The organism is Bifidobacterium thermacidophilum subsp. thermacidophilum DSM 15837, assembly GCF_000426425.1.
Taxonomy (GTDB): domain Bacteria; phylum Actinomycetota; class Actinomycetes; order Actinomycetales; family Bifidobacteriaceae; genus Bifidobacterium; species Bifidobacterium thermacidophilum.
In genome coordinates, this window is sequence record NZ_AUFI01000009.1 from 1 (window position 1) to 16,529 (window position 16,529).

Sequence of the window (16,529 nt, forward strand, 5' to 3'; positions counted from 1 at the left end):
GTCTGGGATAAGGAGCGGACGTTGGCTGCGGTGCAGGTGATGACGACGGATGAGGAGTTGCAGCGGTTCGAGCAGGAGCTCGAGTTGGATGTGTCGTTCGCGATCGGTGACCTGGTCAGGTTCCGTGTGAACGTGTACCAGGATCGTAACGGCGTGTGCGCGGCGTTGCGTACGATCCCGTTGGAGATCAAGACGGTCAACCAGTTGGGCCTGGACCAGAGGATCGCGGACCTGGCGCTCCTGCCGCGCGGCCTGGTGCTGGTGTGCGGGCCGACGGGTTCGGGCAAGTCGACCACGCTGGCCGCGATCGTGGACAAGGCGAACGCGGAGCGGCACGACCATATCATCACGATCGAGGACCCGATCGAGTTCGTGCACCGGCACAAGAACTGCGTGGTCAGCCAGCGTGAGGTCGGCACGGACACGTTGAGTTTCGCGGAGGCGCTCAAGCACGCGTTGCGTGAGGACCCGGACATCATCATGGTCGGCGAGTTGCGTGACCTGGAGACGATCAGCACCGCGTTGACGGCGGTGGAGACCGGTCACCTGGTGTTCGCGACCCTGCACACGCAGGACGCGGGCTCGACGGTGGACCGTCTGATCGACGTGTACCCGGAGAACCAGCAGCAGCAGATCCGCGTGCAGGTCGCGTCCACGTTGCGGGCGGTGATCGTGCAGACGCTGCTGCCGAAGGCGAGCGGGCACGGGCGTGTCCCGGCGACCGAGGTGATGTACGCGACGCCGGCGATCAGCGCGCTGATCCGCGAGGGCAAGACGCACCAGGTACGCACGCAGTTGCAGTCGGGCGGCGACCTGGGCATGCACACCCTGGACCAGGACCTCGCGCGGCTGGTCAACCGCGGCGACGTGCAGCTCGACGTGGCCGAGCAGCGGTGCCAGGACCGCAAGGAGTTCGAGAAACTCGTCCAATCCCGCGTCGCCTACTGAGCCGCGGCGGTAGGAGCCACGTGTCTCCTACCGAGCCCCGGCGTCTGAGTCCCTAGCGGCGCCCAATCCGGTTTCGGCCCCCGTCCACACCATGCGGGCGGGGGCCGAACCATACCCCCGGCAACCCGGACTGCCATCGTGCGAGCCAATCCTCACAAACCGACGCCCGGAACAATATCGGGAAATTAGCGCATGTCCCCACATACGCAACACGACACAACGGCCATCCAACCATCGCCAACCATGACAAACCGTCACCACACGCATGCCACGGCATACGGAACTCGACAGAACCCACCATCCGCAGCCCCAATACCACATACGCCACCAGGCCACGCACGCGCCGGCATGCGCAACTCAACAGAACCCACGCGTGTCACGCCCACCATCATGACCAACCCCACGACACGCATGCGCCGGCATGCGCAACACGACACATCACCCGCCCGGCCACCGCCGGCCACCGCCGACCATGCCAATCAACGCCAATCAACACTGACGACCAACACCGGAGCAATCAGTCGTCGACATCAACTGATATCGACGACCATCCCTTTCGGCGCCTCCTTGTGGAACACTTTGCGATACACATCGCGACGCATATACACGCTGCACGTCGAGGCTTTGTACTGGTCCTTCCATGGACGTACCAAGTGCACGTACCGTACCTCAATGTAATCGGCACGGTTGTATCCCAGATCCTTAAAATAGAAGGGCTGATATAGCGTGAAATACAGCGCCGGCTCTTCCTCGTTCTTCCACGTTTCGAGGTCTTTCTTGGCTTGTCCCGCAGGCTGATACCACAACAGATAGCTTGATCCGTCTTGCGAATTCGATATCAGATTCTTGCTGAAATACGGATTCGCGACAATGAGGTCGGCCGGATACCATGTGGTGAAATCGATGCACTTGTCTCCGCCGCCGCAGTAGGCGCCCTCCCATTTCTGCCTTTCCTCTTTCGTCGCCTCCAATCGCGTCCATCCGGACATCATTCTCTCGTTCTGCAGGTTTCCACGCTCAATCAGCGAGCTCAAGGCACGTGCCTGGGAATACGGGTACAGCACATCCGTAACGCAGGCGTAGACATTCCAGTAGACGCTGATGCTGAGCAGAAGCACTCCCACGCATTTGCCGGCATTAATTACCAGCGCACGATCGTGTTCACTCATGTGTGCGAATGCGCGGGCTCCCAGGGCCTTCATCCATGCCGGAACATCATCCGTATTCAAAGGGCTGTCACGGTATAGGACACACAACATCATGATGAAGAACCCAAGTATGATTCCTTCATGATGAGCGGCAAAATATCGAGCTCCCAGCACACTCATCATCGCATATGGGAAGAGCAGGAGACCAAGTTCCTTGCGTCGATAGGCAAGATGGATAAACACCGCCCAGACGAGACTGGAGATGACGACCATCATTACCCACTCCCAGATGGATGCGGAAATAAAACTCATCATGGCATCTGAAAACACTGAAGTGAACATCATTTCTGAGGGCAGGCAGAACCAGAAGCGCAACACCATCTGCCACGCACTGGGCAAAGGGAAATCCACAAGCATGTCCAAACCGCTGTCGTACATGTTGGGTCTCGGCCAAACAGGGGCGGCAATCCCAAGACCGACAGCAACCACACATCCACGGCGGCGCAAGGCGACCGGAAGACAACCGTGTCAGCGCCCCGGGGAGCCTCAGCGCTGTCAGCAACGCCTGGAAAAGACCTACGTCATTCGGACTCGGCAGGACATACGTAACCTCTTAATATTATCCGGAACCCTGAACCTCAGCGGCGTGCAACCTGCACGCGCCAATCCGCCCTGAATCCACCCCGTGTCCACGGGCATCCATACGATGACTCGAGTAATCCAATGCAGGGGAGCCCGCCGCAAGGCAAGGCTGAGAAAGGCACCGTGCCTGACCCTTAGAACCTGTTGGTTAGAACCAGCGTAGGGAGCAATGATGAGCACAGACGCATCACCAGATATCACCGGCAGTACCAGCGCAGCCCTGAACGGAACACCGTTGTCAGCGGACGACCCCGAGCGCCAGCTGATTGCGAAGGCTGTGCGTGAAGTGAAGGAAACCACTCCGCTCGCCCAATCATTCACGAACTTCGTGACCGTCAACCTCGTCGCCAACGCGCAGCTCGCGGCGGGCGGCACCGCGGCGATGAGCTACCTGCCGGACGACATCATCGACACCGCGGCAATCGCCAAGGCCACCTACATCAACGTCGGCACCCTGCTGCCGTTCTTCAGGGACGTGCTCGGCAATATTGCGCGGTCGTTGCAAGCCATGCACCACCCGTGGGTGCTTGACCCCGTCGCCGCCGGCATCGGGCGCACCCGTTCTGCCATTCTGTGGTCATTCCGCTCCGCTCCCCCGACCATTGTGCGGGGCAATGCATCAGAAATCATCGCGTTGGCGGGAATCTGGGATCTTAACGTCCCATCCGCAGGTTCCGATACAGGAGCCAAGAAGGGAACCACACGACCGGCAGGCGTCGAAGCCGTAGATGACGTGGACAGCGCCACAAATGCCGCAATCGTGATGGCGCGATATTTGCGCAACTACGCGCCAAATCACCGTGCCGCTGTCGCCGTGTCCGGCGCCACGGATCTTGTCACCGACGGAGACACCGTGTACCGGTTGCCCGGCGGCAGCTCGATGATGACGAAAATCACCGGTGCCGGATGCTCGCTCGGCGGGGTCACCGCCACCTATCTCGCCGTAGCCGATCCGCTTACCGCCGCGCTGGCTGCGAGCGCATTGTACAACCGTGCCTCCGAGCAGGCTGCGGAAGGCTGCACCGGACCGGGAAGTTTCCAAACCCGATTCCTTGACGCGCTGTGGAACGTCACCGCCGAAGACATCGCCGCATCGCCAATCATCGTGTTGCAAGTCCCTGCGTCGCAAAACAGCGTATCGTCAGACACCGCGGGCACGGCCTGACACAAGTCGCAATCGAACCGCGCCAAGAATGTAGACGTTGCTCCACCGTCAAGAGGCACGCCCGGCATGCCCGCAACACCGACGCGGTGAGACCAGCGGCGAGCAACGATTACGCAAACGTAATCATCCCACCGGCATATTTTAGTGAGATATTGCTGATATTGAACGAATGAATCGTTTGCATAGTATCTATACATTCGGCAGTATGCCCCAGTACGATACTTCGGAACTTCAGAACCAAGGGTCACAATCGGCCCAATAACAGAAAGAAACACCATGACCAACTACCCCTACGTCTCCATGCGCGATACCTTCGACTTGACCGCCTACTGCATCCTCGGGTCGCAAGATACCAAGGGACGCCCGGTCGGCGATATCGTCGACGACGCGCTGCAGGGCGGCGCCACGTTCATCCAGTTGCGAGACAAAACCGCGGACGCCAAGCAGCTCACCGAAACAGCACGGGATATCGCGCAGATTATCGAAGACAACGGCAAGTCCGACACGGTCGCCTTCGTCATCGACGACCGCGTGGACGTCGTCTGGCAGTGCCGCAATCTGGGTATCAAGGTCGACGGCGTGCATATCGGGCAGGACGACATGGACCCGCGCGAGGCGCGACAACTGCTCGGCGACGACGCCATCATCGGCCTGAGCGCGGAAACCGAAAGCCTCGTCAAACTCATCAACGAACTGCCGAGCGGCTGCATCGACTACATCGGCGCCGCACCGCTGCACCCCTCCACCACCAAGCCTGATGCCATCGTCGTCGAGGATGACGGTAGCAAGCATTTCCTGAGCATCGACTTGATCAACACCATCTGTACTGCCAGCGATTATCCGGTCGTTATCGGCGGTGGCGTGACGCTTGCCGATATGCGCGATTTGGCCGCATCCAAGGCAGCCGGCTGGTTCGTGGTGTCGGCGATTGCAGGGGCGGACGATCCGAAAGCCACCACACAAGCCATGGTGGATGCATGGCGGAGTGTTCGCGGGAGCGGACATCACGGGTATGCGGCGCGTACGCTCTCGCATGCCCCGGCAGCGGGGACATCATCCGTGGGGAACGCCGATGAGGTGCCCGCAGTACTCACCATTGCCGGCAGCGACTGCTCCGGCGGGGCGGGAATTCAAGCGGACCTGAAAACCATGCTCGCGTGTGGGGTCTACGGCATGAGCGCCATCACGTCCATCACCGCGCAGAACACGCAAGGCGTCAGCGCGGTCGAAGATGTGAGCCCGGATATCCTCGCTGCCCAGCTGGATGCGGTATACACCGATATTCCGCCGGCAGCCACGAAAATCGGCATGGTTTCCAACGCACGACTCATCGCGGTCATCGGTGATGCATTGCGCAAGTACCAAGCACCGAATGTGGTGCTCGATCCGGTCATGGTCTCCTCCAGCGGCACGCGCTTGCTCGACGCGAATGCCGAGAGCGCGTTGACCGGACTGTTTGGGTTGTGCCGGCTCATCACCCCTAATATTCCCGAGGCGGAAGTGCTGTGCGGGCAGGACTTCGGCGAGGGTTCCATCAGCACACCGGATGCCATGGCTCATGCCGCCCGGCATCTGGTTTCGCGGTATGGATGCGCTGTGCTCGTCAAAGGCGGGCACAGCGTTCAGGGTGCAAGCGACGTACTCGCCGACACGGACGGGAATTTGGTGTGGTTCCGTGGCGAGCATATCGACAATCCCAATACGCATGGCACCGGCTGCACGTTGTCCAGCGCGATTGCGAGCGCTTTGGCGCGCGGAGAGACGCTGGCATCGGCGATTCGCGATGGTAAGGCATATCTGACCGGGGCCATCGCCGCGGGGCTGGACCTCGGGCACGGGTCCGGGCCGATGGATCACGCGTGGCGGTGGCGGACGCGCTGACCTTCGTCCGCAGGACGCCGAGTGACTCGTCATTGTGACCGGCGATAATCAGAAAGTAACATCAGGTAATCCACCATATGAGGCATCGACGGAGGGATCCCGCGGATAGCACGGATGCCTCCTGAGCAGAACCCAACAGAAAGGAACACTATCACTATGACCCTCGATCGCAACGCGGAACGTCAGGAAGTGCCGGTCGACCCGGAAACCGGCAAGCCGTACATCAACACGGTCGCAGCTGTCGCCATCAGCCCGGCCGGAGCGAGCCCTGAGAAATCAACGTATGTGGCACAAGCGGTTGATGTGATTCGTCAGTCGGGACTGCCGAACGAGACCAACGCCATGTTCACCAACATCGAAGGCGATCTTGATCAGGTGCTCGCCACCATTCGCGATGCGACGATGAAGCTCGCGGGACAGGGCTACCGCACCGACGTGGTCATCCGGCTGGATATTCGCCCTGGATTCAGCGGGCAGATTCACGCCAAGCAGGAGCTGGTCAACGAGATTCTCGACGGAAAGCAGGACCAAGGCAAGTGACGGCCGAGCGTCGGCGCCAGGAAGCCATATCCCGCTGTTGTGCGACGCCATAGTCGCACAACAGCGGGCCACCATCTGTGCCGGAGCGGGCAGGATGTCACAGGTCGTCCAACACGTGGTCATCATACGAAACTCCGCAGGATTCTCCATGCTCCCTCTCGGAATTTCAGTACAATAGGACTGTGGTAACAATCAAAGATATCGCAGCAAAGATGCACACATCGACATCGACGGTGTCGCTTGTGCTGAATCACCGCTACGACAAGCGCGTGCGGCCTGATCTGGCACGCGATATCCTACGTACTGCCGAGGAAATGGGATACCACTACAACGAACTCGCGGCGTCCCTACGCAAAGGTGCCACGCATACTATCGCCTTCATCAGCGATCAAGTCGCCACTACGCCGTACGCCGGCGAAATCATTCACGGAGCGCAAGATGCCGCACGCCAGCTCGGCTACATGATGTTCATCATCGACGCGGACGGCAAACGGAATCTCGAACAGGACCTCAGTCACATGCTCGGTTGGGGCGTCGGCGGATACATCTACGCGAAATTCGCAAACCGACTGGTATCCGTTCCCCATGCTCTCAACGACCGGCCCGTGGTCGTTGTCAACGCTACGGAATGCAACGGCGCACATCCAAGCATCGCACCCGATGAGGTCGGCATCGGCTATAGCGCAACGAAATATCTACTCGACGCCGGTTGCCGGCGCATCGCCTACATCGGAGTCGGCGTCGGAACGCTTGCACAAACCGGTCGGATGACTGGCTACGAGAACGCGCTTCACGACGCGGGAATTCCGTTTGACAATCGACTCATTGTCCGGGTATCGCAGGGCACGCCAGCGTTCGGGGCGGTCGAACGGCTGCTTGATGAGACCGAACCTGATGGCGTGTTCGCATTCAACGATGCCCGGGCGGTGTACGTGTACGACTATGCGTTCAAACATGGACTCACCATCGGCAGCGACCTGTCAGTGATTGGTGTGGACAACCACGAAGTCATCTGTGACACCACGGTGCCTGCGCTGACCAGCGTGGAACTTCCCCACTACGAGATGGGGTTCTGGGGAGCTTGCAAAGTCATATCCATGATCGAAGGCGGCGACCCGATTACCGAAAATCGCGCAACACCCGCTTACCATGCTGTCACCATCCCGACAGTTAGCGGGGACAAATCGCCGGCGCTCATCCCCTGCGCAATCATTGCCAAACAGTCGGTTGTCGGAGAAGTCTCGTAGGGCTTGGTTTTCTAAGGGTCTGAGGTGTCATACGGAAGTTTTGGATTTCCGGGGCATGCTGGCGAGAATTCCCGGAACCTCCAAATCGCGCGATCCGCCGGTCCCATGTTCTCAACGATTCGACGAAATCACCGTCCCACGGCTTGCGCTGGATGCCCGACACACGCCCCTTCACAAACCAGCTACGCTCAGGCACCGCTTAACGTAACCAGTTTGTGAGAGAGAACGCCGCAGCTTACTTCTTTACCCCGCCGAACCGGCGATCGCGGTGGATGTAATGGTCGATTGACCGCCAGAACGCTTCACGCCCATAGTCCGGGAACAGTTCCGGCACAAAATCGTATTCCGCGTAAGCCGCCTGCCATGCCAAGAAATTCGAGGTACGCTGCTCGCCCGACGTACGGATCACCAAATCACAATCCGGAATATCCGGGTTGTACAGGTGCTCGGCGATCATCTTCTCGGTGACGCGATCGCCCTTGATTTTGCCGGCGCGCACCTCACGCGCGATATCCGCGCACGCATCAGCTATTTCTGCACGCCCGCCATAGTTGATGCAGAACACCACGTCGATGACCTTGTTGTTCTTCGTGCGTTCCATGGCCATTTCGAGTTCGTCAATCACCGACTTCCACAGCCTCGGACGACGGCCGGCCCAACGCACACGCACGCCCCACTCGTCCATCTGGGCGACGCGGCGGTGGATGATGTCACGGGAGAAGCCCATGAGGAACCGCACTTCCTGCGGCGAGCGCTTCCAATTCTCCGTGGAGAACGTATACAGGCTCAGATACCGCACCCCGCATTCGATTGCAGCAGCGATGGTGTCAAATACCACCGGTTCGGCGGCCTGATGACCATCGGTGCGGATCAATCCGCGTTGTTTGGCCCAGCGGCCGTTGCCGTCCATGATCACGCCCACGTGACGCGGCACTTTGTCCTTCGGGAAATCCGGGATGATTGACGGGTCTGAGAACGGAGCCGCCGGCACATCCAGCGACTTGTAATCCACATGTTCGAAAGCCATAGTTATGAATCTAACAAGCGCAGCGAACGAATCGGGCGTTCCATGTAGTATTCACCCCATTCCTCGACAAGTTTGCGCGTGTCGGCACGCTCTTCGACCATGTCGAGAATCGCCCAATCACCTTCAACCAAGGCCTGGAGCTGTTCGCGGGTGTCGAGCGTAATACGCTGCGAGCCGGGGACATGGTCTTTCACGCACATCACGCCGCCCGCGGGGACGGAGAAGAAATCCAGATTGTCACGTTCACCGCACACGACGCACGCGTCAAGCCGCGGTGTCCAGCCCGCATGTGACAACGCACGCAGCACATACGAGTCGCCGATGGCCGCGCACGGGTGCGCATGACGGGACAATGCGTTCAACGCCCCCGCCAGCAGCAGATACTGGGCGGGCGAAGGCTCATTTTCCGTGGAGATCAGGCGGTCCGCGGTCTCGACTATCTCGCACGCCGCAGCATACGCCTCAAAATCGCCGACAATGCCGGCCGCATACGCTGAAATCGAAGCCGCTTGCGAAACGACATCAAGCGAACGGCCTTCAGCAATCAGCAGATCGTCGCGCATGAACGGCTCGAGTCTGCCGCCGAATCTTGATTTCACGCGACGGACACCCTTGGCTACCGCCCGAATCTTGCCGTGATTACGCGTGAGGATGGTGACGATGCGGTCCGCCTCGCCGAGTTTGATAGTGCGCAACACCACGCCCTCGTCACGATACAGCGGCATGTTGGCGACCTTTCAGCGTTCGGCAAGCGGCGCGCGCCCGCCCGCTCGGGCGATAATCAGCAATCTGTGACATCTCAGTAGATGAACAGTCCCCAGAACGCGAAGAACAGCAGCACATGGAACATGGCGAACGCCGTCACCCAGAACAACACGCGCGCGAAACGCGTCGAGGCGAGCACCGGTTCACGACCGCTGACGACATCACCGATTGCGCCCTTGCGGGGCGGAAACTGGGCAAGACCGCGGGTTTGCATGACTTCGATAAGCCGCGTGAACACACGGGACCACGCCCACACAACCAACGTACACACCACTTGGATGACCGGCCAACTCCAAAACATCATGCCCGGATTCTCCGCCGGAGCGCCGCCCCACGCGAGTTGCACAATACCCATCACCACTTGGCCCAAGCCGCCGCAGAACAGGAGGAATGTGGCCAGCGTAGTGATCGTCAGGCTCAGCAGCGCCCCGCCGAACCCGTATTTGAAGCCGAGCGCCGGGCCTTTGCGGCGGATCATGAACACGATTTTACGCACCAACGCCGCCAGAGCAATGATCAGTGTAAGCAGCAAGGTGATTAGCATCGCGATGTGAATCCATGCCCCGTAGATGGTCAGTCCGCGGTCAGCGTGCAGGTCTTTCGGCACCGCGATCGACTGGTACAGCATCGAACCGGCTGCCCGCTCGCTGGTCTGGTCAAGCCCGGCGGCGGTTCCGACCGCCCACGAGACCATATCGTTGACGTAATCGTCAGCGAATCCGGTGCCCGAATCTGCCTCGTTGCCTAATCGCAGCACATGGTTCGCCACAGGGTAGCTGCGGATGGTCACATCCCAATTGTCTGACTTATGCGCCAAATCAAGAATCTCGCGCGCGCCTTCGACCTGCGCGGTCATCACGTCCTTCGAACCGTACGCGACGAAAGTGGGTATCGAATAGGCTGCGGGTTTCTCAATGTCAAGGTCGAAATTCGTCAATCCGAACACCGTACCGTCCATATCGAGAACCCGCCGCACAATCGACTGATACCCGTTATGCGCGCCCACCAGCGTGAAGTCCTGCGATGCGAGGAAGCCGAGAGATTGCCTCGGAGAGAACACCATTGGGCTGAGCAGCACCTGGAAGGCGACCTTCGGGTCCTGCTGCAGCAGGTACGAGCTGATCCATGTGCTCTCAGATGTCGCGTAAATCCCGACTTTGGCGGCATCGACCTGGTCGAGCGATCGCAGATAATTGATGGTCTGGTCGTATATCCTCGCAGAAGCGGGGTAATCCCTGGTGATGTCGGTTGTCGACCAGACGGGCTTGTCGATGACGGCGGTCACAAAACCGGCTGATGACAGCGCATAGGCGACATCGCCGAAGGAGTTGTCGCACGTGCCGTAGCCGGCGCCATGCATGAACACGACTCCAGGACGGTTCGATCCGGCGCCTTTCGGTTCGCGGATCAGCACGCGGATGTTCTGGATTTCGCCGGTGGACGGCCGCTTCGCTCTGATGGTGATGTAATGCTTGGTTACCTTGTAGGTGCCGACGGACGGCAGGGCTTTGCCTGTGGTGTTGTTGAAGGTGACCGATGTGTCGCTGGTCAGCATGGACATGGTTTGACCGATGGGCTGTATATTCGCGCTCACTGCGGTGATATGGGAGACGCCTACGAGAATGCCGAGAAGAATGATGAAAATGGGAACGCTGACGGCGAGACGATGCCCGCGGGACCATGCGACGGGCTCCTGCTTGGGCTGGCGGGCGCGCTCGGCGGTTGTATCGGTGGGTAGCGTGTCGGCGGGTAGTGTGCCGGTCTGGCGAGCAGTCGGTTCAGCGGCATGCATATCGGACCGATGGACGGCTTCTTGGCCGGTTGCGGAGCTGCTCTGGCGTTCTTCCTGATTCGACACATCGACTATTCTAACGAGGACCATGGCCGTTCAGCCGGTCGCAAGAACCAGACCGGAATCACCTAAATCGGCAATCCCGCGCTCCCCCTCAGCTTCTGCCGACGCTCAGCAGTGCCTCAGTGTCGGCAAAACCTTCTACCGACACTCGCAGCACCCTCAGCGTCGGCAGAAACAGAACCACAACCCTCTGCCGACACTCACAGCACACTCAGTGTCGGCAGAAGCCTCCACCGACACTCACGACACCCTCAGCGTCGGCAGAAGGTGGGGGTCGACGGTGTGTTGGGTATGCGACCGGGACGCTCCATTCACTTACGCGTTAGGGTGGGTCCCGCCGGTAATCGGGATGACGACCGGGCCGCTTTTCGCGACGGGCGTGCCGCTTGCCGCGCTTTCGCTCTCCATCCGTCCGGCGATCTCGCGCGCATGCTCGAGCAGTGTGGGAACAATCTGGTCTTCCGGAACGGTTTCGATGACCTTACCTTTGATGAAAATCTGACCCTTGCCATTGCCGGAGGCCACGCCCAAATCAGCCTCGCGCGCCTCCCCTGGGCCATTGACGATGCAGCCCATGACCGCCACGCGAATCGGCGCCTTGATATCTTTCAGCCCTTCCGTCACCTGCTTGGCGAGCTCAATCACATCGACCTGCGCGCGCCCGCAACTCGGGCAGGAGATGATGTCGAAATGCCGTTGGCGAAGACCAAGATACTCAAGAATCTTGCAGCCAACCTTGACTTCCTCGACCGGAGGCGCGGACAGAGACACGCGAATCGTGTCCCCGATGCCTTCAGCGAGCAACGCACCGAACGCAAGGCACGACTTGATAGTGCCCTGCCACGCAGGCCCGGCCTCGGTCACGCCCAGATGCAGCGGCCAATCGCCCTTGCTGGCGAGCAGACGGTACGTCTGGACCATGGTGACCGGATCATGGTGTTTGACGGAAATCTTGAAATCGTGGAAACCAACATCCTCGAACATGCGGGCTTCCTTCAACGCCGAAGCGACGAGGGCCTCAGGGGTCGGTCCGCCGTATTTCGCATACAGCTCCTTGTCGAGCGACCCGGCGTTCACACCGATACGCAGCGAAATGCCCGCATCCGTGGCCGCCTTGCAAATCGAAGGCCCGACCTCGTCGAACTTGCGGATATTGCCCGGGTTGACACGTACCGCGGCGCACCCGGCATCAATCGCCTGGAAAACATACTTGCTTTGGAAATGGATGTCGGCAATCACCGGAAGCGGGGATTTCGCGACGATGGCGGGCAGCGCGTCCGCATCATCCTGACTGGGCACGGCGACGCGGACGATGTCGCAACCCGCCTGCGCGAGCTCACCGATCTGGCGCAGCGTGGCGTTCACGTCCACCGTCGGGGTGTTGGTCATCGACTGCACGGAAATCGGGGCGCCGCCGCCGACGGGCACCGGACCGACCATAATGCGGCGGGACTTGCGCCTCGGATGCAACGGGCTTTCGCTGATATCAGGGGCGCCTGTCTTGCGGAACCCCGTCTCGCCGCTTGCGGTCAATTCATCGTCTTGAATGCTGATGCTTTCCTTCACACCTGCTTGTTTATCAAAACATCGGCACGTTGGCGCGCTTCATGCTCAACTTGCCCCATTTCCTCCACGGATGCGAACAGCGGATCGCCGCGAAGCTCCGCATCCATCTGGTCGATCACCGCCTTAACCGTGTCCACAATGCCCAGATACGGCAGCCGGCCGTCGAGGAACGCATGAACAGCCTGCTCGTTCGCCGCGTTCAGCACCGCGGTATGTTTCTCGGAGGCGGCGAGGCACTGCCGGGCAAGGTTCACCGCGGGGAACGCCTCGTTGTCAAGAGGTTCGAAAGTCCATTGCGCGGCTTGCGTCCAATCGCACGCAGCAGCCACGTTTCCGAGACGCTCGGGCGCGGACAGTCCGAGCGCAATCGGCAGGCGCATGTCCGGCGGCGACGCCTGACAAATGGTCGCGCCATCACAGAATTCGACCATGGAGTGCACGATGGACTGAGGGTGTACCGTCACCTCGATGCGTTCCGGCGGAATATCGAACAGCCGGCTCGCCTCAATGACTTCCAGGCCTTTGTTCATCAGGGTCGATGAATTGATCGTCACCACCGGGCCCATATGCCACGTGGGGTGGTTCAACGCCTGTTCAGGGGTGATTTCGGTCATATCCTCGCGGCGCATCCCGCGGAACGGCCCGCCTGAAGCGGTGACGATAAGCTTCGAGACTTCGCTGTGGCGCCCCGAACGCAACGACTGCCAAATCGCAGAATGCTCGGAATCAACCGGGTTGATCTGCTGGTCACGCACCTGGGCGCTGAAGAGCAGATGCCCGCCTGCGACCACGGATTCCTTGTTGGCCAACGCCAGTTGCGATCCCGCTTGCAATGCAGCAATGGACGGCTCAAGGCCAATGGATCCCGTGATGCCGTTGAGTACGGTATCGGCTCCGCACCCGGCAAGTGCGATAACCGCCTGACGCCCGGCGTGAATGGCCGTATTCGAGGCACCAGCCTGTTTGAGGGCTTCACGCAGCGCCCCGACCTTGGATTCGTCCGCGATCGCGACCTGCGGGACGTGGAATGCCGCCGCCTGCTTGGCCAACAGGTCGATATGACCACCTCCTGCGGCAAGACCGGTCACCGTAAACCGGTCCGGATGACGGGCGATGACGTCAAGCCCCTGCGTGCCGATCGATCCTGTTGACCCTAGCACGATGACAGTGGATTGTCTGATCACAGTTGGTGCTTCCTACTCCTCATGACCGGCTAGAAGCTCCATGTTCGGCGCCAGCAGGTCGGTATTCGCCTCCGGGAGTGCACGACTCCCCTACCGTTTCACATGATACACTCAGATGGCCATCAATCAAGGATTTCCAACGGCGGCGCGGGATGGTGGGCATGGGATTTCGAACAACGCAGTCAGTCCATCACCGCACGCAAACCAATCCAAGGATGTGTCATTCCTGATATTGTCGATCAGAATGCCCCACCCCTGATTGGCTCACGGTATCTCCGCAATGCATCGCAGATCGCCTTCACTTCACTTGCGACGAATATGGATTCCTGCGCACCCGGTTCGATGAACGAATCCGGCGATTCTCGTTACTCCTGCTTGCTTCCCGGCTGGTCGTCGTCACCCAAGGATGGGAACGACAAATCGGGGATATCGAAGCCGAAACCCGATGCGGGTGTAGTACCGTGGGAATTTTCTTCACCGGCATCCGGGAACAGATTCACGGAAGGCGCAGGTGTCGCGGTTTCAGCGTGGTCATCGGTTTGAGGCGCTGCAAACGATGCTGGAGTCCCAGCTGCGGGCGCCGCGGAAGTCTGTGTCGGGGCCGCAGCAGCGGTCGGCGCGGGTTCGAACGAGGAAGAAGGCGCGAATGAAGGCGCTGCCGACGCTGGTGTCGAAGCGGCTGCACCGGAGAACACACTCGGCTGTGCAGCAGACTGCGATTGGGTTCCTGCTGAGAAATCCCCTACCGGGAAAGCCGGAATTGTGGAGGATGATGCACTTGCGGATGCCGGGGCAGCGGCGGGAGCACCGCCGAAACCGGAGGCATTCCCGGATGGGAATATCGAGGGAGCCGGCGTGGGCTGTGCGGCAGGAACCGAACCTGCTGCAACGGCATATGCATCAGACGGCTGGACAGAGCCAGAGGTCTGCTGGGCAAACTGAGCCGCCAACGGCGACGTCGGTTGGAATGACGGCGGTACGACTGCCGGAGAATCGGTATATGCCGGTGCCGGATTGCCCTGCTCGGCGGGCGCCGCGGCAGGGGCTGTCTGCTGCGTGTTCTGGGAGAAAATCGACTGGTTGCTGCTGGCCAACGCCGCCAGTGACGGGCTGCCTTGGGCGTTCACGGATGCAACGGCTTGAGACGCAGGGCTTGCCGTCGCACCGAACAACGAGCCGTTGGTCTGCTGCACGCCCGCCTGCTGCCCTGCACCGGTAGCGCCGAAGGATGATGCGCCGAATACCGGCAGATACTCCGTACCTGAATCGGCGAACGCACCACCGGCCGGGGTGTTCTGCTGACCCTGAGGCGTGACCGGGGACACCGGCGTTGCCGATGCTCCCGCGCCGAAAGCCGGCTGATCAGTCTGGCTTGGGGTGAAAATAGCCTGTTCGGCCTCATGCAGCGCGTCAAACGACTGCGGGGTCGCGGACGCGGCGGCATATGCTGCGGCGCCTGAGCCGGGGACGAATTGCGGCAGAGCGGCATCACCCTGCTGCGCGAACAACGGCTTGACCCCGCCATCAGCTCGCGGCTGAGCGGCCTGTTCTTCCGGTCCTCCCACATAATCCGCGACACGGGCATAGGATTCAATGCGGCTGAGCAGCTGAACGCACGCGTTGATGTAATAATCCACCTGTCGCTCGTCATACCCGCGCTTGCCGCGGCGCTGGGTGAAAATCACGTTCGCGACACGCTGGGCGTTCAAATCGATGTCTTTCTTGGGCTGATCACGATCGGCACCGTCAACGCCAAGCTCTGCGGCGGCTTTGTCGACAATCTGGTCGACCAGACGATCCACCTGCTTGCGGTCATAGGACGGCTGCTTGCCTTCCCCCGCAGCGAAACGTTTACGCTCAGGCCGCTGCGCATGCGTGGCGATCTGGCGGTACAGATCTTCTGTCTGGGCTTTCCATGCCACACGACCATGCTGGGTGATTTCCCACGTCGTCTGCTTGTCCACAACCGCACGCTCAAGCCTCGCCAGCGCGGCGTCCACCTGGGCGATCGCATAGCCGCCCTTGCGCATTTCGAAGGATACGTTCTGAATGTCCTTCTGCGTCAGCTGCATGCCTTCACTGTCATACAGCTTGTGCGCACGCTCAAGAAACTCGTCGACCTGGGGCACGTCATAGCCCCACTTGCGCTTGCTTACGAGCGCAATACCTGACGCACCCTGTTCGGTTTCAGGTTTCTTAGCCATTGACTACCGACCTCCTAGACGTATATTCCTAGGCTCAACTGTACGTGATTGTTTAGACTCTTTTGCTGGGAAAACCCATAAACCATACCGAAAAGCGCGTTGTTTCGGCACGCTCCCAGCGGTGCGTCCGGACGGGAACACGCCGGGATGCGGCACTCGCGGCGTGTCATGCAGTAGAGTGGAGATTTGCGGGCGATTAGCTCAGTTGGCTAGAGCGCCACCTTTACACGGTGGATGTCGGGGGTTCGAGCCCCTCATCGCCCACTTTCCCGCAGCCATTGCAAACATTGGGATTGCATGATTTACGGATTTCCGTCTCCTCGCGTCGGTAGAGCTTCTGCCGACGGTCAGAACGCT

The 16,529-nt window shown here is 60.3% G+C and carries 12 protein-coding genes, 1 tRNA gene and 1 riboswitch; of the genes, 6 read left to right on the top strand and 7 right to left on the bottom strand.

Annotation, left to right across the window (positions count from 1 at the left end; genetic code table 11):
• Positions 1-948 (top strand): type IV pilus twitching motility protein PilT (locus K315_RS0105565; protein ID WP_029576030.1); only part of this gene is annotated, 948 nt, incomplete at its 5' end.
• 530 nt (positions 949-1,478) lie between these two features.
• Here the strand turns inward: K315_RS0105565 and K315_RS10420 are convergent.
• Positions 1,479-2,411: a hypothetical protein gene (locus K315_RS10420; RefSeq protein WP_211219729.1), complete on the bottom strand. Its 933-nt coding sequence runs from the start codon at positions 2,409-2,411 to the stop codon at positions 1,479-1,481.
• A gap of 402 nt (positions 2,412-2,813) precedes the next feature.
• Positions 2,814-2,921: riboswitch (TPP riboswitch) on the top strand.
• Here K315_RS10420 and thiM point away from each other — a divergent pair.
• From thiM to K315_RS0105590, 4 genes are all read left to right on the top strand, one after another.
• Positions 2,911-3,903, top strand: a complete 993-nt coding sequence (thiM, locus tag K315_RS0105575; RefSeq protein WP_029576560.1) for a hydroxyethylthiazole kinase — start codon at positions 2,911-2,913, stop codon at positions 3,901-3,903. Its footprint overlaps the riboswitch before it by 11 nt.
• Before the next feature lie 276 nt (positions 3,904-4,179).
• Positions 4,180-5,784 carry a bifunctional hydroxymethylpyrimidine kinase/phosphomethylpyrimidine kinase gene (thiD, locus tag K315_RS10890; protein WP_029576561.1) on the top strand — a complete coding sequence of 535 codons (1,605 nt, stop codon included), beginning with the start codon at positions 4,180-4,182 and terminating at the stop codon, positions 5,782-5,784.
• 156 nt (positions 5,785-5,940) lie between these two features.
• Positions 5,941-6,324: a thiamine-binding protein gene (locus K315_RS0105585; protein ID WP_029576562.1), complete on the top strand. Its 384-nt coding sequence runs from the start codon at positions 5,941-5,943 to the stop codon at positions 6,322-6,324.
• 182 nt (positions 6,325-6,506) lie between these two features.
• The gene (locus tag K315_RS0105590) at positions 6,507-7,571 is read left to right on the top strand and encodes a LacI family DNA-binding transcriptional regulator (RefSeq protein ID WP_029576563.1); all 1,065 of its coding nucleotides are present in this window, start codon (positions 6,507-6,509) and stop codon (positions 7,569-7,571) included.
• 235 nt (positions 7,572-7,806) lie between these two features.
• Here K315_RS0105590 and K315_RS0105595 read toward each other — a convergent pair whose 3' ends face one another.
• The 6 genes from K315_RS0105595 to K315_RS0105625 form a co-directional block, all read right to left on the bottom strand.
• Complete coding sequence (locus K315_RS0105595) at positions 7,807-8,598, bottom strand: isoprenyl transferase (protein ID WP_015450077.1); 792 nt, start codon at positions 8,596-8,598, stop codon at positions 7,807-7,809.
• Positions 8,599-8,600: 2 nt separating this feature from the next.
• Positions 8,601-9,323 carry a DNA repair protein RecO gene (gene recO, locus K315_RS0105600; protein ID WP_029576564.1) on the bottom strand — a complete coding sequence of 241 codons (723 nt, stop codon included), beginning with the start codon at positions 9,321-9,323 and terminating at the stop codon, positions 8,601-8,603.
• A gap of 74 nt (positions 9,324-9,397) precedes the next feature.
• Entirely contained in the window at positions 9,398-11,155 is a 1,758-nt protein-coding gene (locus tag K315_RS0105605; protein ID WP_029576565.1) for an alpha/beta hydrolase family protein, read from the bottom strand.
• A 378-nt stretch (positions 11,156-11,533) separates the two neighbouring features.
• Positions 11,534-12,784: a flavodoxin-dependent (E)-4-hydroxy-3-methylbut-2-enyl-diphosphate synthase gene (gene ispG, locus K315_RS0105615; protein WP_029576566.1), complete on the bottom strand. Its 1,251-nt coding sequence runs from the start codon at positions 12,782-12,784 to the stop codon at positions 11,534-11,536.
• Positions 12,781-13,965 carry a 1-deoxy-D-xylulose-5-phosphate reductoisomerase gene (dxr, locus tag K315_RS0105620; protein ID WP_029576567.1) on the bottom strand — a complete coding sequence of 395 codons (1,185 nt, stop codon included), beginning with the start codon at positions 13,963-13,965 and terminating at the stop codon, positions 12,781-12,783. The genes ispG and dxr overlap by 4 nt, the downstream gene beginning before the upstream one ends.
• A 368-nt stretch (positions 13,966-14,333) precedes the next feature.
• A complete protein-coding gene (locus K315_RS0105625) occupies positions 14,334-16,172 on the bottom strand; it encodes a DivIVA domain-containing protein (protein WP_029576568.1) in 1,839 nt (612 codons plus the stop codon).
• A gap of 190 nt (positions 16,173-16,362) precedes the next feature.
• Here K315_RS0105625 and K315_RS0105630 point away from each other — a divergent pair.
• A tRNA-Val gene (locus K315_RS0105630) sits at positions 16,363-16,436 on the top strand.
• The last annotated feature ends 93 nt before the right edge of the window (positions 16,437-16,529 follow it).

Bases quoted from the DNA above. Each gene is read 5' to 3' on its own strand.
- K315_RS10420 (WP_211219729.1), bottom strand. From the start codon at position 2,411: ATGATGAGTTTTATTTCCGCATCCATCTGGGAGTGGGTAATGATGGTC.
- thiM (WP_029576560.1), top strand. From the start codon at position 2,911: ATGAGCACAGACGCATCACCAGATATCACCGGCAGTACCAGCGCAGCC.
- thiD (WP_029576561.1), top strand. From the start codon at position 4,180: ATGACCAACTACCCCTACGTCTCCATGCGCGATACCTTCGACTTGACC.
- K315_RS0105585 (WP_029576562.1), top strand. From the start codon at position 5,941: ATGACCCTCGATCGCAACGCGGAACGTCAGGAAGTGCCGGTCGACCCG.
- K315_RS0105595 (WP_015450077.1), bottom strand. From the start codon at position 8,598: ATGGCTTTCGAACATGTGGATTACAAGTCGCTGGATGTGCCGGCGGCT.
- recO (WP_029576564.1), bottom strand. From the start codon at position 9,323: ATGCCGCTGTATCGTGACGAGGGCGTGGTGTTGCGCACTATCAAACTC.
- K315_RS0105605 (WP_029576565.1), bottom strand. From the start codon at position 11,155: ATGCATGCCGCTGAACCGACTGCTCGCCAGACCGGCACACTACCCGCC.
- K315_RS0105625 (WP_029576568.1), bottom strand. From the start codon at position 16,172: ATGGCTAAGAAACCTGAAACCGAACAGGGTGCGTCAGGTATTGCGCTC.